22 protein-coding genes, 1 other RNA gene and 1 pseudogene are annotated in these 24,163 nt (G+C 66.8%); 16 read left to right on the top strand and 8 right to left on the bottom strand.

Annotated features, from left to right (window positions below):
• Window positions 1-83 precede the first annotated feature (83 nt).
• Window positions 84-371 carry a PRC-barrel domain containing protein gene (locus AB4Z16_RS24150; RefSeq protein ID WP_441513866.1) on the top strand — a complete coding sequence of 96 codons (288 nt, stop codon included), beginning with the start codon at window positions 84-86 and terminating at the stop codon, window positions 369-371.
• A gap of 8 nt (window positions 372-379) precedes the next feature.
• On the opposite strand, the pseudogene AB4Z16_RS24145 reads toward AB4Z16_RS24150, so the two are convergent.
• Window positions 380-604: pseudogene (locus AB4Z16_RS24145) on the bottom strand (3'-5' exonuclease); the annotation flags it as partial.
• Between the two features lie 85 nt (window positions 605-689).
• On the opposite strand from AB4Z16_RS24145, the gene AB4Z16_RS24140 reads away from it, so the two are divergent.
• From AB4Z16_RS24140 to AB4Z16_RS24115, 6 genes are all read left to right on the top strand, one after another.
• The gene (locus tag AB4Z16_RS24140; RefSeq protein WP_441513865.1) at window positions 690-863 is read left to right on the top strand and encodes a hypothetical protein; all 174 of its coding nucleotides are present in this window, start codon (window positions 690-692) and stop codon (window positions 861-863) included.
• Between the two features lie 702 nt (window positions 864-1,565).
• Window positions 1,566-2,579, top strand: coding sequence for an ArsR/SmtB family transcription factor (locus AB4Z16_RS24135; RefSeq protein WP_441513864.1), 1,014 nt, complete (start codon window positions 1,566-1,568; stop codon window positions 2,577-2,579).
• A complete protein-coding gene (gene metF, locus AB4Z16_RS24130) occupies window positions 2,579-3,490 on the top strand; it encodes a methylenetetrahydrofolate reductase [NAD(P)H] (RefSeq protein WP_441513863.1) in 912 nt (303 codons plus the stop codon). The genes AB4Z16_RS24135 and metF overlap by 1 nt, the downstream gene beginning before the upstream one ends.
• Before the next feature lie 5 nt (window positions 3,491-3,495).
• Window positions 3,496-7,248: a methionine synthase gene (gene metH / locus AB4Z16_RS24125; protein ID WP_441513862.1), complete on the top strand. Its 3,753-nt coding sequence runs from the start codon at window positions 3,496-3,498 to the stop codon at window positions 7,246-7,248.
• Window positions 7,249-7,370: 122 nt separating this feature from the next.
• Window positions 7,371-7,679 carry an alkylphosphonate utilization protein gene (locus AB4Z16_RS24120; RefSeq protein ID WP_441513861.1) on the top strand — a complete coding sequence of 103 codons (309 nt, stop codon included), beginning with the start codon at window positions 7,371-7,373 and terminating at the stop codon, window positions 7,677-7,679.
• A gap of 12 nt (window positions 7,680-7,691) precedes the next feature.
• A complete protein-coding gene (locus AB4Z16_RS24115) occupies window positions 7,692-8,123 on the top strand; it encodes a GNAT family N-acetyltransferase (RefSeq protein WP_441513860.1) in 432 nt (143 codons plus the stop codon).
• A gap of 18 nt (window positions 8,124-8,141) precedes the next feature.
• On the opposite strand, the gene AB4Z16_RS24110 is transcribed toward AB4Z16_RS24115, so the two are convergent.
• The 6 genes from AB4Z16_RS24110 to AB4Z16_RS24085 form a co-directional block, all read right to left on the bottom strand.
• Window positions 8,142-9,083 carry a sensor domain-containing diguanylate cyclase gene (locus AB4Z16_RS24110; protein WP_441513859.1) on the bottom strand — a complete coding sequence of 314 codons (942 nt, stop codon included), beginning with the start codon at window positions 9,081-9,083 and terminating at the stop codon, window positions 8,142-8,144.
• A gap of 80 nt (window positions 9,084-9,163) precedes the next feature.
• Complete coding sequence (locus tag AB4Z16_RS24105; protein ID WP_441513858.1) at window positions 9,164-10,396, bottom strand: ABC transporter permease; 1,233 nt, start codon at window positions 10,394-10,396, stop codon at window positions 9,164-9,166.
• Window positions 10,393-11,157: an ABC transporter ATP-binding protein gene (locus AB4Z16_RS24100; RefSeq protein ID WP_441513857.1), complete on the bottom strand. Its 765-nt coding sequence runs from the start codon at window positions 11,155-11,157 to the stop codon at window positions 10,393-10,395. Before AB4Z16_RS24100 ends, AB4Z16_RS24105 begins: the two co-directional genes overlap by 4 nt.
• Window positions 11,158-11,167: 10 nt before the next feature.
• On the bottom strand, window positions 11,168-12,829 hold the full coding sequence (locus tag AB4Z16_RS24095) for an efflux RND transporter periplasmic adaptor subunit (RefSeq protein ID WP_441513856.1): 1,662 nt from the start codon (window positions 12,827-12,829) through the stop codon (window positions 11,168-11,170).
• Between the two features lie 106 nt (window positions 12,830-12,935).
• A complete protein-coding gene (locus AB4Z16_RS24090; protein WP_441513855.1) occupies window positions 12,936-13,754 on the bottom strand; it encodes an N-acetylmuramoyl-L-alanine amidase in 819 nt (272 codons plus the stop codon).
• Window positions 13,755-13,764: 10 nt separating this feature from the next.
• Complete coding sequence (locus AB4Z16_RS24085; protein ID WP_441513854.1) at window positions 13,765-14,514, bottom strand: TerB family tellurite resistance protein; 750 nt, start codon at window positions 14,512-14,514, stop codon at window positions 13,765-13,767.
• A 428-nt stretch (window positions 14,515-14,942) separates the two neighbouring features.
• On the opposite strand from AB4Z16_RS24085, the gene AB4Z16_RS24080 reads away from it, so the two are divergent.
• Window positions 14,943-15,542, top strand: coding sequence for a lytic transglycosylase domain-containing protein (locus AB4Z16_RS24080; protein WP_441513853.1), 600 nt, complete (start codon window positions 14,943-14,945; stop codon window positions 15,540-15,542).
• Between the two features lie 56 nt (window positions 15,543-15,598).
• Window positions 15,599-16,004: RNase P RNA component class A (gene rnpB / locus AB4Z16_RS24075), an RNA gene on the top strand.
• Between the two features lie 62 nt (window positions 16,005-16,066).
• Here the strand turns inward: rnpB and AB4Z16_RS24070 are convergent.
• Window positions 16,067-16,489 carry an organic hydroperoxide resistance protein gene (locus AB4Z16_RS24070; RefSeq protein ID WP_441513852.1) on the bottom strand — a complete coding sequence of 141 codons (423 nt, stop codon included), beginning with the start codon at window positions 16,487-16,489 and terminating at the stop codon, window positions 16,067-16,069.
• Window positions 16,490-16,636: 147 nt separating this feature from the next.
• Between AB4Z16_RS24070 and AB4Z16_RS24065 the strand changes: the two genes are divergently transcribed.
• From AB4Z16_RS24065 to AB4Z16_RS24035, 7 genes are all read left to right on the top strand, one after another.
• Entirely contained in the window at window positions 16,637-17,101 is a 465-nt protein-coding gene (locus AB4Z16_RS24065; protein ID WP_441513851.1) for a MarR family winged helix-turn-helix transcriptional regulator, read from the top strand.
• A 463-nt stretch (window positions 17,102-17,564) separates the two neighbouring features.
• Window positions 17,565-18,041, top strand: coding sequence for a division/cell wall cluster transcriptional repressor MraZ (locus AB4Z16_RS24060; RefSeq protein WP_441513850.1), 477 nt, complete (start codon window positions 17,565-17,567; stop codon window positions 18,039-18,041).
• Window positions 18,038-19,069 (top strand): 16S rRNA (cytosine(1402)-N(4))-methyltransferase RsmH, encoded by a 1,032-nt coding sequence (gene rsmH / locus AB4Z16_RS24055; protein WP_441513849.1) that lies wholly within the window; start codon window positions 18,038-18,040, stop codon window positions 19,067-19,069. The genes AB4Z16_RS24060 and rsmH overlap by 4 nt, the downstream gene beginning before the upstream one ends.
• Window positions 19,070-19,071: 2 nt before the next feature.
• Complete coding sequence (gene ftsL / locus AB4Z16_RS24050) at window positions 19,072-19,470, top strand: cell division protein FtsL (protein ID WP_441513848.1); 399 nt, start codon at window positions 19,072-19,074, stop codon at window positions 19,468-19,470.
• Window positions 19,471-19,496: 26 nt separating this feature from the next.
• Window positions 19,497-21,245: a peptidoglycan D,D-transpeptidase FtsI family protein gene (locus AB4Z16_RS24045; RefSeq protein WP_441513872.1), complete on the top strand. Its 1,749-nt coding sequence runs from the start codon at window positions 19,497-19,499 to the stop codon at window positions 21,243-21,245.
• A 27-nt stretch (window positions 21,246-21,272) separates the two neighbouring features.
• Window positions 21,273-22,727 (top strand): UDP-N-acetylmuramoyl-L-alanyl-D-glutamate--2,6-diaminopimelate ligase, encoded by a 1,455-nt coding sequence (locus AB4Z16_RS24040; protein ID WP_441513871.1) that lies wholly within the window; start codon window positions 21,273-21,275, stop codon window positions 22,725-22,727.
• Entirely contained in the window at window positions 22,724-24,148 is a 1,425-nt protein-coding gene (locus tag AB4Z16_RS24035) for a UDP-N-acetylmuramoylalanyl-D-glutamyl-2,6-diaminopimelate--D-alanyl-D-alanine ligase (protein ID WP_441513847.1), read from the top strand. The genes AB4Z16_RS24040 and AB4Z16_RS24035 overlap by 4 nt, the downstream gene beginning before the upstream one ends.
• Window positions 24,149-24,163: the final 15 nt, after the last annotated feature.

Raw genomic sequence — 24,163 nt, 5'->3', positions numbered from 1 at the left:
TTAGGGCAAGGGTGGTTGGGTGCGGCGGGGAACGTGCTGAGCCCCCGCACGTTCGATTCGTTTTCGAACATGAGGAGCACACAATGGACCATTCCAGCCATATTCGTCTCGCCAGCAGTCAGCTGACCGCGCCTATCCTTGAAGGGGCCACAATCTACGGGCCGGGCGATGAAAAGATCGGAGCGGTGTCACATGTCCACGGGAGCCACGTCGTGATGGATGTTGGCGGCTTCCTCGGCATTGGGGCCAAGCACGTCGGCGTACCGATCAGCGATCTYGAGTTCATGCGCGATGCAGATGGAAACGTCCTCGCCGTCACCACCTGGACCAAGGAGCAGTTGAAAGCGATGCCTGAGCATGTCGACCTCTAAGGTCGTTGAGCCAGGGGCGCGCGTGGGAGAATGCCCTTCTGCAGCAGCGCCAACAGATCCTGGATATGGGCGCGGTCGAGGAACTTGAGACCGCCGAATTTGACGAACGGGATGTTCCGGCGCGTGAGCTCGATTTCGAGCGGACCGCTGTGATGGGAGGCGCGAAATAGCATCGCCTGTTGCTTCAGCGTCGAGCCGCCCTCCCGGTTCTCCAGAACCTTCTCGGCGATGAAGCAGCGCAGATGCACGAGGCCCTGGCGAAAGGGTCGCCGGCCAAAGGTATCGAAACCGCCTTTCTCGTCGGACTGGGTTCCAGCGATGACGTCGAAAGCGGCTAAAACGCTGACTTTAGGTGTCGCCGCGCTCGCACTGCTCGCTGCCGGAGGAGAAGTTCAGGCTCAGGGCAGGAAATACGTCTTCGCTCTGGTTCCCAAGAACATGAACAACCCCTTCTTCGACGCAGAATGTCGCAAGTTGCGTGGGCTGCGGTAGCTAGCTGTCGAAGCTATGAAGGTTGTTCATCCGGGGGCGGCGCTGGGCTGCTGGGACTGCGAATCTCCAGCACCTGCGCTTGAGATCCCCGGATGAACCCGCCTACGAATGCGCGTTCGATGCCTTGCCGGGAAGCAGACCTTCCGTATGTCGGGAGAGGGCCAATTTGGTAAGTCCGGTCCTGCCCAATACGGACCTTCCCGCTCTGCGGAGGCCTGCTCACGTGCGGCGTCACGCCTCACCTAATTGGCGAGGGGCTGGAGGAATTGGACCGCCAAGGGTCCAGCACCGGCAAAGCGGGCTGCCGACGGGAAGCAGCAACCTTGGCAGCAAGCTATGATGGGGATGCCTTAGAATCAAATTGGACGCCCGGCTCGGGCCGGGCGTCCAGAGGCAGATTGCGGAACTCGACCGACAATCGCGGCAGCACTATGCCCCGATTTTCATCGGCGGAAATCAACAAGACTAGCGCTTCCTCGGTCGTCATCCCGCACGTCTCGCTTGTTGAACAGGCGCCGATCCGCCCTAGTGACAATTTTAACGCGCCGCGGTGACAGAATACGCGTGGTAGTGACAAACTCTGTGCCTCTTGAGAGTTTCGATCACCGTCCTGTTTTCCGCACGACTATCCGCTTGCACGAACGCTGCTTCTGACATAAAGATATCTTTATATCTTTTTTCGCAGCTTCGGGAGGCGTTTGCGTGCGACAGCCGACGGCATTGTCTTCCGACGTGCTTCTCGCGGGCCTCAGGGCGGCGGGCGAGGAGACGCGCCTGCGCATCCTGGCGCTCCTGTCCGAGGGCGAGCTTTCGGTTTCCGACCTGACCGATATCCTCGGCCAATCGCAGCCGCGCATCTCGCGCCATCTCAAGCTGCTAGCCGAGGCCGGGTTGGTCCGGCGCTCGCGCGAGGGCGCCTGGGCCTTTTTCCGGCTCGACGAAACCGGGCCGGGCGGGGCCTTCGCGGCTTCGCTTGCCGCCTGGCTCGACCGCACTGATCCGGTCCTCGCGGCCGACCGCGAGAGGCTGGCCGCCGTGCGGGCTAACCGCGCCGAGGCCGCACAAAGCTATTTCGCGAGCGTCGCGCGCGACTGGGACCGTTTGCGCGGCCTGCATGTGCCCGACCATGTCGTCGAGGCGGCGGTCGAAGAGGCCGTCGGCGAGGGGACCCCCGGCGCGATGCTTGATCTCGGCACCGGCACAGGCCGGATGCTGGAGCGAATCGCACCGAAATACGGCCGCGCCGTGGGCGTCGACGCCAACCACGCGATGCTGGCGGTGGCGCGTGCCAATCTGGAGCGGGCGGGGCTGTCGCGCGTCGAGCTCCGCCAAGGCGATATCTATGCGCTGCCCTTCGCGCGCAATTCCTTCGACCTCGTCGTCGTCCATCAGGTGCTGCATTTCCTCGACGATCCCGGCCGGGCCGTGCGCGAGGCCGCGGCGATGCTGGCTCCGGGCGGGCGGCTGATCGTCGTCGACTTCGCCCCCCACGACATGGAATTCCTGCGGACCGAGCACGCCCATCGCCGGCTCGGCTTCTCCCGCCAGCAGATCGCCGGCTGGTTCACGGAGGCGGGTCTCGCCTGCGATCTTTCCCGCGAAGTCACCCTGGCCGATGGCGGCTCCGGGCAGTTGCCGGTCATGCTCTGGCGCGGGCGCGACCGGCGAATCCAGTCCGATCTGCCGGTCCGTGCGATCAATCTCGAGGTTGCCTGATGAATGCCTTTCGCCCCAGCCGGCACGGCTCGCGCCGTCCCCGCGTCTCCTTCGAATTCTTCCCACCCAAGACGGCGGAGATGGAGGTCGCGCTGTGGGAGAGCGTGCGCCGGCTCGAGCCGCTCTCGCCGGCCTTCGTCTCGGTGACCTATGGCGCCGGCGGCTCGACCCGCGAGCGCACCCATGCCACGGTCAAGCGCATGGTCGAGGAGACCGCGCTGAAGCCGGCGGCGCATCTCACCTGCGTCTCGGCCTCGAAGGCCGAGGTCGACGAGGTCATCCGCTCCTATTGGGATGCCGGCGTGCGCCATGTCGTGGCGCTGCGCGGGGATCCGGCCGGCGGCCTCGGCACCACCTATGAGCCGCATCCGGACGGCTATCACCAGACCTCGGACCTCGTCGCGGGCCTGAAGCGCATCGGCGATTTCGAGATCACGGTCTCGGCCTATCCGGAGAAGCATCCGGAAGCCGCCTCGCTCGATGCCGATATCGATGCGCTCTGGAAGAAGGTCGATGCCGGCGCGACGCGGGCGATCACCCAGTTCTTCTTCGATAACGACGTCTATTTCCGCTATCTCGACAAGGTCCGCGCGCGGGGCATCGAGATCCCGATCCTGCCGGGCATCGTGCCGGTGCAGAACTTCAAGCAGACTGCGAATTTCGCCCGCAAGACCGGCGCCAGCGTGCCGCAATGGCTGGCCGACCGCTTCGCGGGGCTGGAGGATGATCCTGCGACGCGCCGTCTGGTGGCCGCGGCTGTCTGCGCCGAGCAGGTGCTCGACCTGATCGACCGCGGCGCCACCGACCTGCATTTCTACACGATGAACAAGGCTGACCTCGTCTACGCCATCTGCCATCTCGTCGGCCTCAAGCCCGAGAAGCCGGCGGCGCAGGCCGTGGCGGCGGAGTAAGCCTGATGTCCGACTACAAGCCAGCCCCCGTCGACGGCGCCGAGATCGAGCGTTCGCTGCGCCAAGCCGCGCGTGAGCGCATTCTCGTGCTCGACGGCGCGATGGGCACGCAGATCCAGGATCTGAAACTCTCCGAGGCGGATTTCCGTGGCGGGCGCTTCAAGGGCTTCAACCACGACCTCAAGGGCAACAACGACATCATCGCGCTGACCCAGCCCGAGGCGCTGCGCGACATCCATCTCGCCTATTTCCGGGCTGGCGCCGATATCGTCGAGACCAACACTTTCTCAGGCACCTCGATCGCCCAGGCCGATTACGGCATGGAGGCCTATGTCTACGAGCTGAACGTCGAATGCTCGCGCATCGCCCGCGAGGCTGCCGCCATTGCGCAGAAGGAGGACGGCTGCCGCCGCTTCGTCGCCGGCGCCATCGGCCCGACGAACCGCACGCTCTCGATCTCGCCCGACGTCAATAATCCCGGCTTCCGCGCGGTGACCTTCGACCAGGTGCGCGATTCCTATGCCGAGCAGGTGAGGGGACTGATCGATGGCGGCTCGGAGCTGCTGCTGATCGAGACGATCTTCGACACGCTCAACGCCAAGGCGGCGATCGTCGCGATCGAGCAGGTCTATCGCGAGAAGGGCATCCGCCTGCCGGTGATGATCTCCGGCACGATCACCGATCTCTCTGGCCGCACGCTCTCCGGGCAGACGGTCGAGGCGTTCTGGAACGCGGTGCGCCATGCCGCGCCGCTGACCGTCGGCCTCAACTGCGCGCTCGGCGCGCGCGAGATGCGGGCGCATATCAAGGATATGTCGCGCGTGGCGGACACGCTGATCTGCGCCTATCCGAATGCCGGCCTGCCCAACGAATTCGGCCTCTATGACGAACGGCCGGAGGCGACCGCCAAGATGCTGGCCGAGTTCGCCGATGCCGGCTTCGTCAATGTCGTCGGCGGTTGCTGCGGCACGACGCCCGGCCATATCGAGGCGATCGCGCAGGCGGTGGCAGGCAAACAGCCGCGCCAGATTCCCGAGACGAAGCCCTATCTGCGTCTCGCCGGTCTGGAGCCCTTCACGCTCGACGAGACCATTCCCTTCGTGAACGTCGGCGAGCGCACCAACGTCACGGGCTCGGCCAAGTTCCGCAAGCTCATCACCAATGGCGACTATGCCGCCGCGCTCGACGTGGCGCGCGACCAGGTCGCCAACGGGGCACAGGTCATCGACATCAACATGGACGAGGGCCTGCTCGATTCCGAGAAGGCGATGACCGAGTTCTGCAACCTGATCGCCTCGGAGCCGGACATCAGCCGGGTGCCCATCATGGTCGATTCCTCGAAGTTCCACGTCATCGAGGCCGGGCTGAAGACGATCCAGGGCAAGCCGATCGTCAACTCGATCTCGATGAAGGAGGGCGAGGCCGCCTTCCTGGACCATGCCCGCATCTGCCGCAACTATGGCGCAGCTGTCGTCGTCATGGCCTTCGATGAGAAGGGGCAGGCCGACACCTATGCCCGCAAGATCGAGATCTGCACGCGCGCCTACAAGCTGCTGACCGAGACGATCGGCTTCCCGCCCGAGGACATCATCTTCGACCCGAACATCTTCGCGGTGGCTACGGGCATCGAGGAGCACGACAATTACGGCAACGACTTCATCGAGGCGACCAAGGCGATCCGCGAGACACTGCCGCATGCCCATATCTCGGGCGGCGTCTCGAACCTGTCCTTCTCCTTCCGGGGGAATGAGAAGGTGCGTGAAGCCATGCACTCCGTGTTCCTCTACCACGCCATCAAGGCGGGTATGGATATGGGCATCGTCAATGCCGGCCAGCTCGGCTCCTATGACGATCTCGACCCGGAGCTGCGCGAGCTCTGCGAGGATGTCGTCCTCAATCGCCGCAAGGACTCGACCGAGCGGCTGCTGGAAGCGGCGCCGCGCTTCAAGGGCGACGGCTCCGTCGCGGCATCCGGCAAGGATCTCGCCTGGCGCGAACTGCCGGTCGAGAAGCGGCTGGAGCATGCGCTGGTCGCCGGCATCACCGAGTTCATCGATGTCGATACAGAAGAGGCGCGGCTGAAAGCCGACAAGCCGCTGCACGTCATCGAAGGACCGCTGATGGCCGGCATGAACGTCGTCGGAGACCTGTTCGGCGCCGGCAAGATGTTCCTGCCGCAGGTGGTGAAGTCCGCTCGCGTGATGAAGCAGGCCGTGGCCTATCTCATGCCCTATATGGAGGAGGAGAAGCGTCTCAATGGCGGCTCCGAGCGCTCGGCCGCCGGCAAGGTGCTGATGGCGACGGTGAAGGGCGATGTCCACGACATCGGCAAGAACATCGTCGGGGTCGTGCTCCAGTGCAATAATTACGAGGTCATCGACCTCGGCGTGATGGTGCCGACGCAGAAGATCCTGGATACCGCGCGCAAGGAGAATGTCGACATCATCGGCCTCTCCGGGCTGATCACGCCCTCGCTCGACGAGATGGTCACCGTCGCCTCCGAGATGGAGCGCGAGGGCTTCGACATCCCGCTGTTGATCGGCGGGGCGACCACCAGCCGCGTCCATACGGCGGTGAAGATCCATCCGGCGTACGAGAAGGGGCAGACGGTCTATGTCACCGACGCCTCGCGCGCGGTTGGCGTGGTCTCAAGCCTGCTCTCGCAGGACCAGAAGCCGGCGTATGTCGACGGGCTCAAGGCCGAGTACGCCAAGGTTGCCGACGCGCATCGCCGCTCGGAGGCCGACAAGCAGCGCCTGCCGCTGGCCAAAGCCCGCGCCAACGCCTTCAGGCCGGACTGGGCGAGTTACGTGCCGCCGAAGCCGAGCTTCCTCGGCACGCGCGTCTTCCGGACTTACGACATCGCCGATCTCGTGCCGGTGATCGACTGGACGCCTTTCTTCCAGACCTGGGAGCTGAAGGGCCGCTTCCCCGCGATCCTGCAGGATGAGAAGCAGGGCGAGGCGGCGCGCGCGCTCTGGGAGGATGCGCAGGCGATGCTGAAGCGAGTCGTCGAGGAGCGCTGGTTCAACCCGAAGGCGGTGATCGGCTTCTGGCCGGCGAACGCCGTCGGCGATGACATCCGCCTCTATACCGGCGAGAGCCGGCAGGAGACGCTCGCGACCTTCCACGGCCTGCGCCAGCAGCTCTCGAAGCGCGACGGCAAGCCGAACATGTGCATCTCCGACTTCGTCGCGCCGGAGGGTGGAGCTCCCGATTACATCGGAGCCTTCGTCGTCACGGCGGGCGCGGAGGAGGAGCGCATTTCCGAGAAATTCGCGCGCGACAATGACGACTACCGCTCGATCATGGTCAAAGCGCTGGCCGACCGTTTCGCGGAAGCCTTCGCCGAGCGCATGCACCAGCTCGTGCGCAAGGAATTCTGGGGCTATGCGCCGGACGAAGCCTTCACCAACGAGGATCTGATCCGCGAGGAATATCGCGGCATCCGCCCGGCGCCGGGCTATCCGGCCCAGCCCGACCACACCGAGAAGGCGACGCTGTTCGAGCTGCTGCAGGCGGAGCGGCGCGTCGGCGTCAAGCTGACCGAGAGCTATGCGATGTGGCCGGGCTCCTCAGTCTCCGGGCTCTATCTCGCCCATCCCGACGCCTATTATTTCGGCGTCGCCAAGGTCGAGCGCGATCAGGCCGAGGACTATGCCGCGCGCAAGGGCATGAGCATCGAAGAGGTCGAGCGGTGGCTCGCGCCGATTCTCAACTACGATACCGCCGCCTATCGGCTGCAGGCTGCGGAGTAGGGAGGGGCGGCCAGGCCGGCGGTCGTCGATTTCTACAGATGGCGTTTGTTGAATTTCCGGCCCTGCTCGTATAACCGAGCTGGGCCGGGCTGTCCGGCACCCCTATGGCGGACTGAGCGGTCATGACCGACGACAACGACAATTACGTCTATGACGAGGCGGCGGGCGAGTGGCGCCCTGCTTCCGAGGTGGCGGCAGCTTCTGCCGCCGCGGCGCGCGTCGAAGTGCGTGATTCCGCCGGTAATGTTCTGGCGGATGGCGATTCCGTCGTGCTGATCAAGGATTTGAAGGTCAAGGGTGCCGGCCAGACCCTGAAGCAGGGCACGGTGATCCGCTCGATCCGGCTGACCGACAATCCTGAAGAGATCGACTGCCGCCACGACGCGATCAAGGGCCTCGTGCTGCGTACCGAATTCGTCCGCAAGCGCTGAGGCCGGGGCTCGGTGATCCGGAAAGCGACCCTTGCCGACCATGCGCGCATCCATGCGATCCGCATGGGCGTGCGCGAGGACGTCCTCAGCGATCCGTCGCTGGTGACGGCCGAGGAGGTCGACTGGTATCGCGAGCACGCCATCTTCTTCGTCGCGGAGGAGGCAGGCGAGGTCGTGGCCTTTACCTGCGCCAATCATCAGAGCGGGCTGATCTGGGCTCTGTTCGTCGATCCCGCGCATGAGAGGCGCGGCCATGGCCGGGCGCTGCTCGACGCGGCGCTCGCCGAATTGACGGCGGCGGGGCATGCACAGGCATGGCTGACGACGGGATCGGGCACGCGGGCCGAGCGCTTCTATCGCCGCCATGGCTGGCGCGAGATGGGCCGGTCGATCGACGGGCAGATCGTGTTCATCCGGGCATTGGCGGAGACGGACGCCAACTGAGCGGCGAGGAAGCTCCGATCAGGCCAAGGCGGCCCTGGCGCGTATCGCGGTGACCGGCCCGTCGAAGACGCGGACGCAGTCGCCGCCTGCCATGTTGGCGACATGGAGCGCGGCTTCCGCCTCGGCGAGGATTTCCTGCTGCTGGCGATAGCCGTCCGTCGTCACCAGCGCCGCCCCGATCGATAGCCTGAAATCGAGCACCAGCGCGCCGTGCGAGACCGGGCGGCAGAGCAACCGGCGCGTGCCGTCGAGCACGGTGCCCAGATAGCGCCGGTCACCCGGCATCTGCAGCAGAAGGGCGAAGGCGCCAGGCCCAGCCGGATCGATCGCCAGGGCATCGGGGAAGTGCCGCTTCAGCCGCTCGGCGATGCAGCGTGTGAGCGTGTCGGTTGCCGCCTTGCCGAAATCTTCGGTCAGGTTCTGGAAACGGTCGATCTGGAAGATCGCGAGGGCCAGGCGGTCGGGACCGGAACGGGGATCGTGCCTGATCTGCCGCAGCGCGTCGGAGAAACTGTGGGGCACGGAGTGGCCGGTGAGCGGCTCGCTGCGCGCCATGCCGGCAAGCTCGGTCCAGAGCCCCTTTTCGGCGGTGACGTCCTGCTTGGAGCCGAAGATGCGGAGCGGGCGGCCATGCTGATGGCCGACGCCGACGACGAGGCGCATCCAGCGCTTCTCGCCCGTCGCTGCCCTGATCCGGCAGTCGAGCGCGAAGCCCTGGCCGGTGCGGATGGCGGTGCTGCGCAGCTGATTCATCTCGCGGCGCGACTGGTCCTCGTAGAGATCCAGGGTCGCGCTCCGGTAGATGGCCGAGCCGTGCTTCAGGCCGAAGAGGTCGTAGACACCGTCGGTCCAGCTCAGCGACTCATTGGCGAGGTTGCATTCCCAGGCGCCGATGGCCGCCGTCGCCACGGCGCGATCATAGAGGGGACGGGTCGCCGCGACGAGCTGCTGGCTGTTCAAGGCGCCCTCCTGTGCCGATGGGGCAACCCTAGGCCCGGTCCGTTAAGGGACCTTTGCGCTGCCGCGCGGATGCCGGATTTTCATTCGCGCCGCAACGCCTCGATCGGATCGAGCCTCGCGGCGCGCTGCGCCGGATAGAAACCGAAGAAGACGCCGATCAGCCCGGAGACGCCGACCGCGATCAGGATCGTCTCGATCGAGATCACCGAGGGCCAGCCGGCGATATTGGCGATGGTGAGCGCCGCCGCGATGCCGAGCGCGACGCCGGCCGCGCCGCCGATGGTCGCGAGAGTCGTCGCTTCGATCAGGAACTGGATCAGCACCGCGCTCTGGCGGGCGCCGACAGCAAGCCTGAGACCGATCTCGCGGGTGCGCTCGGTGACCGAGACCAGCATGATGTTCATGATGCCGATGCCGCCGACCAGCAGCGATACGGCGGCCACCGCCGCAAGCAGCCAGGACAGGGTCGTTGCGGCCGCCGTCGCGGTGTTGGCGATCTCGGTGAGATTGCGGACGATGAAATCGTCGTCCTGATCCTCCATCAGCCGGTGGCGCTGGCGCAGCAGGGCCGTGACGTCGGCGATGCCGGGATTGATCGCCTCTTCGCTCGCGAATTTCACCATGATGCTCTGCACCGAGCGGTCGCGGGCATAGTTGCGGCCGACGATGCGGCGCCGGCCGGTGTCGAGCGGCACGAAGATGACGTCGTCCTGGTCCTGTCCGAGCGCCGACTGGCCCTTGGGCGCCATCACGCCGATGACCTTGAAGGGCACGTTGCGGATGCGGAACTGCTGGTCGAGCGGGTTCTCCTCGCCGAAGAGATTGCGCGCCACGGTCTGGCCGATCACGGCGACGATCTCGCCCTTGCGCAGCTCCTCGGGCTCGAACAGCCGGCCGTCGGCAAGCTCCCATTCGCGGGCGGCGAAGAAGTCGAGATTGGTCGCGGTGATCTGCGTCGACCAGTTCGTGCCGGCATAGACCGCCTGGGCGCGGGTGACGATGATCGGCGCGGCGGCGGTGGTGCCCTCGACCTCCTTCAGAATCGCGGCGGCGTCCTCGTCGGTCAGGGTCGAGGAGGCACCGGCGCCGAGCCTGACGCCGCCCTGGGTGACGTTGCCGGACTGGATGATGGCGAGATTGGCGCCGAGCGACTTGATCTGGCTGGTGACGCGCTCGCGCGCGCCCGAGCCGATCGCGACCATGGCGATGACGGCGGCGACGCCGATGATGATGCCGAGCATGGTCAGCGCCGAGCGCAACGCATTGGCGCCGATGGCGGAGAGGGCTGAGCGGAGGGCTTCGACGAGACTCATGCCGCGGCCTCCGGCACATCCACCTCGGGCAAGACGAGGCCAGTATCGAGCGCTTCCAGCGCAGCGCGAGCGTCGGCCGGCTCCTGCCTGAGATCGCTGAGCAGATGCCCGTCGCGGAAGCGGATCAGCCGGCGCGCATGGCGGGCGACTTCAGCGTCATGCGTCACGAGGACGACGGTGACGCCCTCGCGGTTCAGATCCTGGAAGAGCGCTAGGATTTCGAGCGCAGTGCGGCTGTCGAGCGCGCCGGTCGGCTCGTCGGCGAGCAGGAGGCGCGGCTGGTTGACCAGCGCGCGCGCAATGGCGACGCGCTGCTGCTGGCCGCCGGAGAGCTGCATCGGGCGATGATGGGCGCGCTCGGCGAGCCCGACGCGCCCGATCGCCGCGAGCGCGCGCCGGCGCCGCTCGGCCCGCGCCACGCCGGCATAGACCATCGGCAGCTCGACATTGGCGCAGGCATCGATGCGCGGCAGCAGGTTGAACTGCTGGAAGACGAAGCCGAGCTTGCGGTTGCGCAGCTCGGCGAGGCCGTCGCTCGACAGCGTCTCGACGGCGACGCCGTCCAGCACGTAATGGCCCGCGCTCGGCCGGTCGAGGCAGCCGATCAGGTTCATGAAGGTCGATTTACCCGAGCCGGACGGCCCCATCACGGCGACGAGGTCGCCGGCCTCGATCGCGAGAGAGACCCGGTCCAGGGCGGTGACGCGGCCGGAATCGAGATCGTAGACACGGGAGAGGTCGCGGGTTTCGATCAGGGGCATGGCGGCGCCCTCAGAACAGCCGCGGCCCGCGCGGGCGGGAGGCGGGCGGTTCGGGCGCCGCCGTGGCGCGCGGGCCGCCGCCGGTCACGACCTGCGTGCCTTCCTTGACCTCGCCACCGAGCAGCTCGGTGAAGGCGCCGTCGGTCGGGCCGAGCATGACCGGCACCGGCTTGGGCTGCCCGGCATCGTCGAGCACATAGACCCGACCCGGAACGCCCTGGCGCGGGGCGGCGCGGCCTTCCTGCATGATCGCCTCGAACTTGGCGCGGCGCTCGGGATCGAGAACCGCGCCGATCTTCGCGGCGAGCTCGTTGCGCGCCGTGCGGAAGGCGGCGCGGCGCTCCTCCGGGGAGAGGCCAGCCATCGCCTCGCGGTTGCCGCGGCGCTCCTTCAGAATTTCGGCGATGGCCTGCTTCTGCTCTATTGTCGGCTGCAGCTCGGTCTCGATCCGCTCGCGCAAGGCCGCTCCGGCGCGCGGGCCGCGCTCGCTTGCCGCGCCATCGGAAGCGGGCTCGGCGCCGGAGGGGGTGGATGGCGTGAGCACAGCGCCGGCGGGGCGGAAACGCAGAGCCGCATTGGGCACGCGCAGCGCTTCGGACCGGTCCTCGGTCACGACCTGGAGATTGGCGGTCATGCCCGGCAGCAGCGCCATGTCGCGGTTTTCGACGCGCACGACGCCGGTATAGGTGACGACGTTCTGGATCGTCTGAGCGCCGAGGCGGACCATCTCGACCCGTCCCTGGAAGGTGCGGTTCGGATAGGCGTTGACGGTGAAGGAGACCGGCTGACCTGGCCTCAGCCGGCCGACATCGGCTTCGTCGATATTGGAGTAGATGTCGATGGTGCGCAGGTCCTGCGCGATCTGGAACAGCGTCGGCGTCGAGAGCGAGGCGGCGACCGTCTGGCCGAGATCGACCTGGCGCTGCACCACGACGCCATCGACCGGCGAGCGGATGTCCGTGCGCTCGAGATCGATCAGGACGTCCTTGAGCTTGGCCTCCCGGCTGCCGATCAGGGCGGTGCCGGACTGGACCTGGCCTTCGGCGAGCTGGATGTCGGCGTCCAGCCCCTTGAGCTCGGCGCGAGCCGAGGCGAGCTGGGCCTCGTTCGAGGCGAGCGTCGCGGTCTGGATCTCGACCTGGGTGCGGGCGGTGTCGAGGTTCTGCTGCGCGCCGGTATTGCGGTTGAAGAGTTGCTCCTGGCGCTCGAAGGTGCGCTTGGCGTCGGCGAGCTGGGCGGTGGTGCGGTCGCGCTGCGCTTCGAGATCGCGGACGATCGAATCGGCCTTGGTGCGGGCGGTGCGCGCGCGGTCCAGCTGAGCGCGCTTGACGATGAGATCGGCCCTGGCCTGCTCGAGGTCCGACTGCGCTGCGTCGCGTCGCGTCTTGATCTGGTCGCTGTTGAGGCGGGCGACGATCTGCCCGGCCTTCACCTGCGAATTGTAGTCGACAAGGATCTCGACGATCTGGCCGGAAAGCTGGGAGCCGACGAGGACAGTGGTGACCGGCGTCAGCGTGCCGGTGGCGCGCACGGCGGCCGTGATGCGGCCACGATCGAGCGCAGCGGTGCGATAGGGTGGTTCATTGGCGGCCCCGCCGGCCGGGCGCAACGCCCAGTACCCGCCGGCTGCAGCGAGCACGACGAGCCCCGTTCCAATCAGCCATTTGCGCAAGGTCGCTTCCCCATCCCACGGCGCGCGAGCGCAGTTGGCGCCGACTTTGCCAGAAAGCGGGACGGTGGGCGAGTTAACTTCCTGCAATCTTTGGGCTGGCGACCGCTCAGGCGGTGCGGGCGCCCTGCGTTGCCGCGAGCAGGTCCCGCAAGGTCGTGATCGTCGAGGAATCGGCGACGCCATCGACCTTTTCCGGCCGCCAGTGGCGCTGGAAGGCGGCGACGACCGCTTCGAGCTTCTCGTCGAAGAGGCCGTCGACCGCGACGCCATAGCCGAGCATGGCGAACATCGCCTGCAGAGCCTCGACCGGCTGGCCGCTCTCTCCGCGGGCGAAGAACCGCCCGCCGCGGATCGGGGCAGGTTCGCTCCAAAGGCCGACGCCGGCCTCGGCAAAGCGCCGCCAGGGGAATTTCTCGCCGGGGTCGATCTTGCGGCCGGGCGCGATATCGGAATGGGCGAGCACGCGCTCGGGCGGTATCGACCAGCGCTCGCAGATGTCGCGGCAGAGGTTCAGAGTCGCGGCGATCTGCTCTTCCGGGAAATCGGGCAGGCCGCCGGGATGGCCGGGATTGGCGATCTCGATCCCGATCGAGCTGGAGTTGATGTCGGTCTCGCCGGCCCAGTGCGAGGCGCCCGCATGCCAGGCGCGGCGACCCTCCGGCACGAGCTGGAGCGTATGGCCGTTCTCGAAGACGAAGTAATGCGACGAGACCTGCGAGACCGGGTTGCACAGCCATTGCAGCGCTTCGCCCGCGACGGGCATGCCGGTGTAGTGCAGGATCAGCATGTCCGGCCGGCGGCCGGGAAGGGCGTCGGAATTCTCGCCGTCTCGCTGCTTGCGCTCGCCGTGATTGGGCGAAGGGAACACCTTGGCGGCGAAACGGCTGTCCGGGGTCGCCGCGTCCGGCTTCACGATATCGTTCATGCGGGCAGGCTCATGCGGGTTCAGGCGTGAGATTGCGGCTCATGCCGCGTTCTTTCCGGATCGTGTCCCAGGCGGCGTTGATGGCCGAGAGGCGCTTCGTCGCAATGGCGATCGCCTCCTCGGGGAGGCCGCGCGCGATCTCGCGGTCGGGATGGGTCTCGGCGACAAGGCGGCGGTAATGGCGCTTCAGCTCGGCGTCGTCCATCTCGCGGCTGGCCCCGAGGACGAGATAGGGATCGTCGGCGCGGCGGACATGGCGCGCCTCGATGCGGGCGAAATCGCGCTCCTCGATACCGAAGATGCCGGCGACCGAGCAGAGATAGGCATGCTCAGCCTCATGGATCGCTCCGTCGGCGGCCGCGATCAGGAAGAGCCCGTCGAGGACGTCCTCCAGCAGGGCGGGTTCGTCCTTGAAGGCGCCGGCGATCTGCGAGGCATAGGCCTCGAAGCCGGCGCTGGTCTGCTTCGCAAGATCGAACAGGTGCTCGATGCGCTGCTGCTGGTCAGGAGGAACCTCGACGATGCGGCGAAAGGCCGTGACCTCGTCGCAGGTCACGACGCCGTCCGAGCGCGCCATCTTGGCGGCAAGTGCGACGAGGCCGGTGGTGAAGACGAGTTCGCGCGGTGCCGGGCCGAAAGGTGCCCCTTCACGGTCGACCAGCACATGGCCCGCAACCGCGCCGAGCAAGGCGCCGAGGGGGCCGCCGAGAACGAGCCCGAGCCCGCCGCCGCCGAGTGCACCCCAAAAGGAGGAAGCCATGAACACGATGACCCTGGTGAATCCGAAGGGCGAATGATGTGGGGAGCGCCGCTGCCAATGCAAGAGGAGCCGCTGCGGCCCGCTGCCGCGCCGAAAAAGTTCCGCGAGCGGGAAATTGGGCGGGAATGGGGCGGCGCGGGGGCCTGCTTGATTCGTTCTTGTGGGTGCGGGCCGGCTAAGTTTTTCGAGCGTCTCAATACATATCAATACTGAATAGATAAATATAGAATAAATTCCTGTTTACGTATTTAATTGTGCGTTTTTCTTCGTTTGGAGACAGATTATCGACACATTCGACCATCAATTGAACGCCCCCATTAGCCAGTCGTGGCGTAAGGTGGGTTCAGTTCAACATGCGATATATCTCTGGTGGTCTCGCGGCTGTGTGCCTGATTAGCCTCTCCGGCTTGGCTTCGGCGGAGGAACTCGTGAACGCGGAAACGGATGCCAGAGCCTTCATCGTACGCGAGGCTGAGATCGCCCGCGAGAAGGCCGGGGAGACGCAGACCGAAGCGGCCACTACGAAGCCGGGCAGCAGGGCCGAGCGCAAGGCGGCGCGGATGGCCAAGGCCGAAGCGGCGCGTGCCGCCCATCCCGAAGTCGCGGCTGCCGAGGCGGAGCCGCGTGCGATCCGAGCATTGGCTGCGCCGGCCGGGTCCGAGGGCATTAAGGCCATCGTCGCGCGCCATGCCGCGGCCAATGGCGTGCCGTTCTCGCTCGCCGATGCCGTGATCCGGGTCGAGAGCCGCTACAATCCGCGGGCAGCGCATGCCGGCAATTTCGGCTTGATGCAGATCCGCCACCAGACGGCGCGCGGCATGGGCTATTCGGGCAGTGCGAGCGGCCTGCTCGATGCCGAGACCAATGCGCGCTACGGCATGAAGTATCTCGCGATGGCCTACAGGCTTGCCGGCGGCGACACCTGCCGCACCATCATGAAATATCAGAGCGGCCATATGACCACGCATATGAGCGGCGCCAACCGCACCTATTGCGCGAAGGTGCGCACGATCTCGGCGCGCAACTGACAGCTTTGTTGCGGCTGCGCTTGACGCCGGCCGCGCCAGCGCGCATCTCCCCCTCGCCAGTCGGCCGGACGGCCGCTCCCGCTCGCGGGGGAGGAAAGTCCGGGCTCCACGGAAACACGGTGCCGGATAACGTCCGGCGGGGGCGACCCCAGGGAAAGCGCCACAGAGATCGAACCGCCTCGCGCTGAGAGCTTCGGCTTTCTTGGCGAGGTAAGGGTGAAAAGGTGCGGTAAGAGCGCACCGCGGACCCGGCAACGGGGACGGCATGGCAAGCCCCACCGGGAGCAAAACCGAATAGGGACGATGCTTTCCGCGCAAGCGGGGAGGGGCAGGTTTCTGTGCCCCGTCGTCCGGGTTGGTTGCTCGAGGCGCGCAGCGATGCGCGTCCCAGAGGAATGGCCGTCACGTCGGGGGAGCGATCCTCCGGCCATCCAGAACCCGGCTTACAGGCCGACTGGCACCTCCAGATACGAAAAGGGCCGGGAGCGATCCCGGCCCTTTCGCATTTCGACACATGCGGCCGCTCAGGCCACCTGCAGCTCGACGTCGATGTTGCCGCGGGTGGCGTGGGAATACGGGCAGACGATATGGGCCTTCTGGACGAGGCTCTCGACCACCGCCTTGTCGACGCCCGGGACCGAGATCGTCAGCTTGGCCGCAATGCCGAAGCCGGTGCCGTCATCGCGCGGGCCGATTCCGACATCGGCGCTGACACGGGCGTCCTCGGGGATCTTCACGCCTTCCTTGCCGGCGACGAATTTGAGCGCACCGAGGAAGCAGGCCGAATAGCCCATCGAGAAGAGCTGCTCGGGGTTGGTGCCGTCGCCGCCGCCGCCGCCAAGCTCCTTCGGGGTGTTCAGGACGAGCTTGACGTTGCCGGTATCGGTTGCGGCCTGGCCTTCGCGGCCGCCAGTGGCGGAACCATGGGCGGTGTAGAGGATTTTCATCGGAAAGCTCCTTCTCTGCGGTGAACTGACGCTTGCTATTTAGATTGTGTACAATTAGATTGTCAACAATTAATTTGCGCGAACCTCGCGACGGTTGATCGCACGAGCAAATTCGGGTTTGCCTCAATGTGAAAGGGCGAGGGCGAGATGGCTGATCGGGATGAGGCTGAACAAAAGATGCCCCGGCTGGAGCAGCAGCTCTGCTTTGCCGTCTATCAGGTCGGCCATGCCTTCAACCGGGCCTACCGGCCGATCCTGGCCGAGCTCGGGCTGACCTATCCGCAGTATCTGGTGATGCTCGCGCTGTGGGAGCGGGATGGGCTCACCGTCAAGGAACTCGGCGAGAAGCTGATGCTGGATTCCGGCACGCTGACGCCGCTGCTCAAACGGCTCGACGCCGCCGGCATTATCCGGCGCGAGCGTGACGAGCGCGACGAGCGCCAGGTTCGCGTCCGGCTCGCCGAGAAAGGCGAGAAGATGCGGGAGAGGGGGCGCTGCGTGCAGGGTCTGATCGGGCAGGCTCTGGGCGCGACGGCGCAGGGCGCCGAGCAACTGCGCGACCAGCTCGGCCTCATCCGTGACGCGCTGCTGGCGGCGTCCCGCGACGTTTGAGCATTCCGCCTTTCACTGGCAGTGCTCGGTCATTCCGGGCTTGACCCGGAATCCATCGCAGGGCGGAGCCTTTGATGGATTCCGGATCGGTGCTGCTTCGCGGCTGGCCCAAATGACTGCGTTTTTCCGCAAACATTTTTCGGTGCGGCGATGTCGCGCGTCGCCGGGCCGCTCGGCTCGGCGAAGCCAATTTCTGCGCGCTTACGGATACTTAACCTTAACGAGCTGTGATGGCGGGGAGTCCTCGCAGGGGTGCTTCCGCGCCTGTGATTCCATTGACGCCCATTATTGCCCATGCTATCCCAAATCATCCCGTCGAAGCCGGCAGGCAATCCAAGGGTCAAGGTCCGTGTGCCGCGCGGATTTTGGCTGTCGGAGGCGCCTTGCCCGCTTCGGCGGGGGGTCTTTTCGCCGCCCGCCACGCCGCGCTGCGGCGCCATGAGGTGCAAGCCGGGAGGCGGCGTTGACGGACCGCTTCGTCTCGAACTTCACCAATCGACTCGACGCCAAGGGGCGCGTTTCCATTCCATCGAGTTTCCGGGCGGTCCTTGCGAAGGACGGCTACGAGGGGCTCTATGTCCATCAGGCGCTCGATCTGCCGGCGCTCGACGCCGGCGGCAACGCGCTGCGGGCCACGATCGACGACATTCTGGCCCGCTTCTCGCCGTTCTCGGACGAGTGGGAGCTGCTTTCGACGGCGCTCAACGGCACCTCCGAGGTGCTGAAGGTCGATACGGAGGGGCGGATGGTGCTGAGCGAGGCGCTGAAGGCGCATGCCGGGATCGGCGACACCGTGACCTTCGTCGGCCACGGCCACAAATTCCAGATCTGGGAGCCGGAGCGTTTCCGCGCCCATCTCGAGGCAGCGCGGACGCGCCTGCGCGACGTCAAGCGCACGCTGGGCGGCCTCGCCGGGCCGGCCGGAGGAACAAGTCCATGACCGGTCATTCGGACGCGGCCGCGGGCGGAGCGGCCCGTCACGTGCCGGTCCTGCTCGCCGAGGTGCTGGAGGCCCTCGCGCCGCGGCCGGGCGGGCGCTATCTCGACGGAACCTTCGGCGCGGGCGGCTACACCAAGGCGATCCTCGATGCGGCGCCGGATGCGATCCTGCTTGGGCTCGACCGCGACCCGACGGCAATCGCCGGTGGGGCCGACCTCGTCGCGGCGATGGCCGGGCGGCTGACGCTGTCGCAGGCCTGCTTCGGCGAGCTCGCGGAGGAGGCGCAGCGCTTCAAAATGGTGCCGCTCGACGGCGTCGTGCTCGATATCGGCGTCTCGTCGATGCAGATCGACCAGGCGGAGCGCGGCTTCTCGTTCCGTTTCGACGGACCGCTCGACATGCGGATGAGCGGGCAGGGGCAGAGCGCTGCCGACATCATCAATCAGTCTGAGGAAGGGCTCCTCGCCAACATCTTCTACCATTATGGCGAGGAGCGTCGCTCGCGCGCCGTCGCTCGCGCCGTCGTCGAGGCTCGCCGCAAGGCTCCGCTCACCACCACCAAGCAGTTCGCAGACCTTGTCGCCGGCATCGTGCGCGGGGAACCGGGTGGGGCGCATCCGGCGACGCGCGTCTTTCAGGCGCTGCGCATCGCCGTCAACGACGAACTCGGCGAGCTGGTCAGGGCGCTGCATGCGGCCGAGGCCGTGCTGAAGCCCGGCGGCCGGCTGGTCGTCGTAACCTTCCATTCGCTGGAAGACCGGATCGTCAAGCAGTTCTTCGCCGAGCGCTCTGGCCGCGTGCCGTCGGGCTCCCGCCATGCTCCGGCCGTGGCGGCGGCGCAGCCGACCTTCCGGCTGATCGCCAAGGGCGCGGTTGCGCCGTCCGAGGCGGAGATGCGGACCAATCCGCGGGCGCGCTCGGCCAAGCTGCGCGCCGCCGAGCGCAACGAGGCGCCGGCACGCGGCGCCGATGCCGGGCTCGTCGCGCTTTCGACCGTTCCCGATCCGCAGCCGCGCCGGAGATCCTGAGCGTGATCAAGCTCCTGCATGTCATCGCCATCGGTGCGCTGGTCTCCTCGGCGGTCTATGCCTATTCGATCAAATACGAGACGACGCTGGCGGCCGAACACCTCCAGAAGCTCAAGAGCAAAACTCAGCGCGAGCGCGACGCCATCCAGGTGCTCAAGGCGGAATGGCAGTTCCTGAACAGGCCCGACCGGGTCCAGGCGCTGGCCGAGCGGCATCTCGACCTGCAGCCCTTCGTCGTGACGCAGGTCGTCAAGCCTTCCGACATCCCCAATCGCGGGCCGAAGGTCGATACCATCGGCCGCAAGCTCGAGGATCTCGGCCTGGGCCTCCCCACCGAAACGCCGAGGAGCGCCAGGACGGGCGGCACGACGAGCGCCACGACGCCGGGACCGATGCCATGACCGAGCCGAAGCAGAACGAGGCGCCGATGGAGCAACAGCACGAGGCCGCCGAGGGCGCGGTCAAGCGCGGGCGCCTGGCCTGGTTGCGCGACGTTTTCCGCATGAGCGGGGAGAAGAGCCAGCCGCGCGTCGGCCTCGTCATCCTCGGTTTCTCCGCCCTGTTCATCGCCATCACCGGCCGGCTCGTCATGCTGGCGACGCTGCCGAACGAGCAGGTGGGCCTGCGCCGCGCCACCTCGAACGCCATCTCCGCCGCGYGGCCGGACATCACCGACCGCAACGGCGAGGTGATGGCCACCGACATCCGCACGGTCTCGGTCTTCGCCGAACCGCGCAAGATCCTCGACAAGGACGAGGCGACCGAGCTGCTGACGGCCGTGCTGCCGGATCTCGACGCCAAGGATCTGCGCGACAAGCTCGGCACCAAGAAGGGCTTCGTCTGGGTCAAGCGCGAGATCACGCCGCGCCAGCAGGCCGAGGTGCACCGGCTCGGCATCCCCGGCGTCGGCTTCGTGCCGGAGAACAAGCGCGTCTATCCCAACGGCACGGCGGCGGCGCATGTGCTGGGCTTCGCGAGTGTCGACAATGTCGGCATCGCCGGTATCGAGAAATACATCGACTCGCAGGGTCTGCAGGACCTCAACGGTGCCGGCCTCGCGACCGAGGCGAATGATCTCAAGCCGGTTCAACTCTCGATCGACCTGCGCGTCCAGCACCTGCTGCGCGACGAGCTTTTCAAAGGCATGGAGCGCTTCAAGGCCATCGCGGCGGCCGGCGCGATCATGGACGTGAACACCGGCGAGGTGATCGCGCTGGCGTCGCTGCCGGATTTCGACCCGAACAACCCGGTCGATGCACTGGAGAAGGACCGGATCAACCGGATGAATGTCGGCGTCTACGAGATGGGCTCGACCTTCAAGGCGCTGACCATCGCGATGGCGCTCGACTCCGGCAAGGTCAACATCAATTCGAGCTTTTCGACCGCCGGCGGCATGATGCGGTTCGGCCGCCAGGTCATCAAGGAATACCATGGCACCGGCCGCAATCTGACGGTGCCAGAGGTCTTCCTGCACTCGTCCAACATGGGCTCGATCAAGATGGCGCTGGCCGTCGGCGTCGAGGGCCACAAGGCCTTTCTCAAGAAGATGATGCAGCTCGACCGGATGACGACGGAGCTGCCGGAAAGCGCCGCCCCGATCGTTCCGCAGCGCTGGGGCGAGATCAATACCGCGACCATCGCCTTCGGCCACGGTCTCGCGGTGGCGCCGCTGCAGGCGCTCGCCGCCGTCGCGGCGCTGGTCAATGGCGGCTATCTGATGAAGCCGACCTTCCTGAAGCGCTCCGAGGAGGATGCGCGCAAGGTGGCGACGCGCGTGATCAAGCCGGAGACCTCGGAGGCGATGCGCTTCATCATGAGGCTCAACGGCGAGAAGGGCTCGGCACGCAAGGCCGATATCCCCGGCTATTTCGTTGGCGGCAAGACCGGCACGGCCGAAAAGGTCGTCAACGGCCGCTATGCCAAGAACAAGAACTTCACGACCTTCACGGCGATCGCCCCCTCCGACAAGCCAAAATATCTCTTCCTCGCGATCTATGACGAGCCGAAGGGCTATGCCGAGAGTGGCGGCTATTCGACCGCCGCGTGGAACGCCGGCGTCACGACCGGCAAGGTGATCGAGCGTGCGGCGCCGATCCTCGGCCTGTCCCCGCGCTTCGACCCGCCGCCATCGCCCTTCCCGCTGATGGCCAAGCTCGGGGCCTGGGGTTCGCGCTGAACTCAGCCTATAACGGTGACCATGACGATGACCGGATACAGCCTCGGAGACCTCTTCCCCGAGACTTTCGACGCCGACGCCGCCAGCCAGCAGGTGCATGGCGTCGCCTTCGACAGCCGCAAGGTCACGGGGGACGACGTCTTCGTCGCGCTCGCCGGCGCGAAGGCGGATGGCGCACGCTTCATCATGGATGCGGTGGGGCACGGCGCAGTCGCCGTGATTTCCGGCGGCCCGCGCCCGGCCGACCTGCCGGCGGGCGTCGCCTTCGCTGAGGTCGACGATCCGCGGCTCGCACTGGCGCTGGCCRCTGCCAAGATCCATCCGCGCCAGCCTGAGACCATCGTCGCCGTGACAGGGACGAGCGGCAAATCCTCCGTCGCGGATTTCACCCGGCAGATCTTCCAGGCGCTTGGCCATGAGGCCGCGAGCGTCGGCACGATTGGTGTCGTGACGGCCAAAGGGGCCGATTACGGTTCGCTGACCACGCCCGACCCGCTCTCGCTGCATGCCTCGCTCGATAGGCTGGCTGGAGAGGGCATCACGCATCTCGCGATGGAAGCTTCCTCGCACGGGCTCGACCAGCGTCGTCTCGACGGCGTGCGGCTGAAGGCCGGCGCCTTCCTCAATCTCGGGCGGGACCATCTCGATTATCATCCCAGCCTCGAGGACTACCTCGCCGCGAAGCTCCGGCTCTGGACGCTGTTGCCGGAGGGCGCGCCCGTTGTGATCAATCGCGACGAGCCCTTTGCGGAGGAGGCGGCGCAGGCTGCAGCCACCGCCGGGCATCCGATCATCGGCATCGGCCGCAAGGGCGAGACGCTCACGCTGCTGGCCAATGAGCGCGACGGCTTCTCGCAGCGCCTGACGGTCGGCTTCGACGGGCAGGAACTCTCCGTCGCCCTGCCGCTGGTCGGCGATTTCATGGCGGGCAACGCACTGGTCGCCGCAGGGCTTGCCATCGCGACCGGTGAGGACAAGGCCGCATCGCTCAAGGCGATTTCCGGGCTCACGGGCGTAGCCGGGCGGTTGGAGCGCGTTGGAGAGGCCAATGGCGGGCTTGTCGTCGTCGACTACGCCCATAAGCCCGATGCGCTCGCGGCCGTGCTGACGACGCTGCGCCCCTATGCGACCGGGCGGCTGATCTGCGTCTTCGGCTGCGGCGGCGACCGCGACAAGGGCAAGCGCCCGCTGATGGGCGCGATCGCGGCCGAGAAGGCCGACATCGCCATCGTCACCGACGACAATCCGCGCAGCGAGGACCCGGCGACGATCCGGGCCGAGATCATGGCCGCTTCGCCGAAGCTCCTGGAGATCGGCGACCGCGAGGAGGCGATCAGAAGCGCGGTGTGCATGCTGATGCCTGGGGATTTGCTGGTCGTCGCCGGAAAAGGCCATGAAACCGGCCAGATCATAGGCGACCGCACATTGCCCTTCTCGGATCACGACGTCGTCCGGAAAGCGCTATCGGAGATTGCAGGATGAGCGCCCCGCTCTGGACCGGAGACAAGCTGATCGCGGCGCTGGGCGCGCGTGCCGAGGGAGCGGTCCCGCCGGCCGTGACAGGCGCTTCGATCGACACCCGCACGCTCGAGCCGGGCGATGTCTTCTTTGCCATCAAGGGCGAGGCGCGGGACGGGCATGACTTCGTGAAGGCCGCGCTGCAGAAGGGCGCCGCGCTGGCCGTGATCGACGAGGCGCATGCGGCGGAATTCGCGGGCGCCGGCGCGCTCGCCGTGGTGCCCGACGTGCTCAGGGCGATGGAGCAGGCCGGTACGGCGCGGCGCGCCGAGCTGAAGGCGAAGGTCATCGCTGTCACCGGCTCGGTCGGCAAGACCGGCACCAAGGAGGCGCTGCGCCTCGTGCTGTCGCGGCAAGGCAGGACGCATGCGCCGATCGCCTCCTACAACAACCATTGGGGCGTGCCGCTCACATTGTGTCGCACTCCCAGCGACGTGGCATATGCGGTCTACGAGATCGGGATGAACAGCCCCGGCGAGATCGTGCCGCTGGCGCGGATGGTGCGCCCGCAGGTTGCGATCATCACCACGATCCAGCCGGTGCATCTCGCCGCTTTCGCCTCGGTGGAAGGGATCGCGGAAGAGAAAGCCGGTGTCTTCTGGGAGCTGGAGAAGGGCGGCACTGCGATCGTCAATGCCGACATCCCGCAGTCCGAATTGCTGCGCGACATCGCCAAGTCCGGCCCGGCCGGGCGGATCATCACTTTCGGCGAAAGCCCCGATGCCGATGTGAAGCTCGTCTCCTGCGCGCTGAAGCCGGACATGTCGACGGTCGAGGCCCGTGTCTTCGGCGAGCCTGTTACCTACCGCCTCGGCAGCCCGGGCAAGCATATCGTGCTGAACTCGCTCGGGGTGCTCGCGGTCGTCCATGCACTGGGTGCCGACCTTGCTCTTGCGGCGCTGGCGCTCGGCGACCTGAAGCCCCCGGCCGGGCGAGGGGCGCGGCAGATCCTGCATGCGCCGGGCGGCGCGCTCACGCTGCTCGACGAGAGCTACAACGGCAACCCCGCCTCGATGCGCGCTGCGATCGAAAATCTCGGCCGCCTGCCGGTCGAGGGCAGGGGGCGCCGCATTGCCGTGCTCGGCGACATGCTGGAGCTCGGATCGACCGGCGCGGAGCTGCACAAGGGCCTGTCCGAACCGCTCGTCGCCAACAGGATCGACAAGGTCTTTGCCTGCGGGCCGCTGATGAAAGGGCTCTATGAAAGCTTGCCTTCGCCCATGCGGGGGGCTTATGCCCCCGGGGCGGGCGAACTGGAGCCGCTCGTGCTCGATGCGATCCGCGCCGGCGATGTCATCACGGTCAAGGGGTCGCTCGGCTCGCGCATGGGGCCGATCGTCAAGGCGATCCTCGCGCGCTTTCCTGCCGTGCCTGCCGAAGACTGACCCTTAAGAGAACGC

It is taken from the genome of Allobosea sp. TAF32 (assembly GCF_052113585.1).
GTDB lineage: Bacteria > Pseudomonadota > Alphaproteobacteria > Rhizobiales > Beijerinckiaceae > Allobosea.
The sequence above is the reverse complement of the archived record's forward strand: the minus strand, read 5'-3'. Positions and strand labels throughout refer to the sequence as shown.

Bases quoted from the DNA above. Each gene is read 5' to 3' on its own strand.
- AB4Z16_RS24140 (WP_441513865.1), top strand. From the start codon at position 690: ATGACGTCGAAAGCGGCTAAAACGCTGACTTTAGGTGTCGCCGCGCTC.
- metF (WP_441513863.1), top strand. From the start codon at position 2,579: ATGAATGCCTTTCGCCCCAGCCGGCACGGCTCGCGCCGTCCCCGCGTC.
- metH (WP_441513862.1), top strand. From the start codon at position 3,496: ATGTCCGACTACAAGCCAGCCCCCGTCGACGGCGCCGAGATCGAGCGT.
- AB4Z16_RS24120 (WP_441513861.1), top strand. From the start codon at position 7,371: ATGACCGACGACAACGACAATTACGTCTATGACGAGGCGGCGGGCGAG.
- AB4Z16_RS24105 (WP_441513858.1), bottom strand. From the start codon at position 10,396: ATGAGTCTCGTCGAAGCCCTCCGCTCAGCCCTCTCCGCCATCGGCGCC.
- AB4Z16_RS24100 (WP_441513857.1), bottom strand. From the start codon at position 11,157: ATGCCCCTGATCGAAACCCGCGACCTCTCCCGTGTCTACGATCTCGAT.
- AB4Z16_RS24090 (WP_441513855.1), bottom strand. From the start codon at position 13,754: ATGAACGATATCGTGAAGCCGGACGCGGCGACCCCGGACAGCCGTTTC.
- AB4Z16_RS24085 (WP_441513854.1), bottom strand. From the start codon at position 14,514: ATGGCTTCCTCCTTTTGGGGTGCACTCGGCGGCGGCGGGCTCGGGCTC.
- AB4Z16_RS24070 (WP_441513852.1), bottom strand. From the start codon at position 16,489: ATGAAAATCCTCTACACCGCCCATGGTTCCGCCACTGGCGGCCGCGAA.
- AB4Z16_RS24065 (WP_441513851.1), top strand. From the start codon at position 16,637: ATGGCTGATCGGGATGAGGCTGAACAAAAGATGCCCCGGCTGGAGCAG.
- rsmH (WP_441513849.1), top strand. From the start codon at position 18,038: ATGACCGGTCATTCGGACGCGGCCGCGGGCGGAGCGGCCCGTCACGTG.
- AB4Z16_RS24035 (WP_441513847.1), top strand. From the start codon at position 22,724: ATGAGCGCCCCGCTCTGGACCGGAGACAAGCTGATCGCGGCGCTGGGC.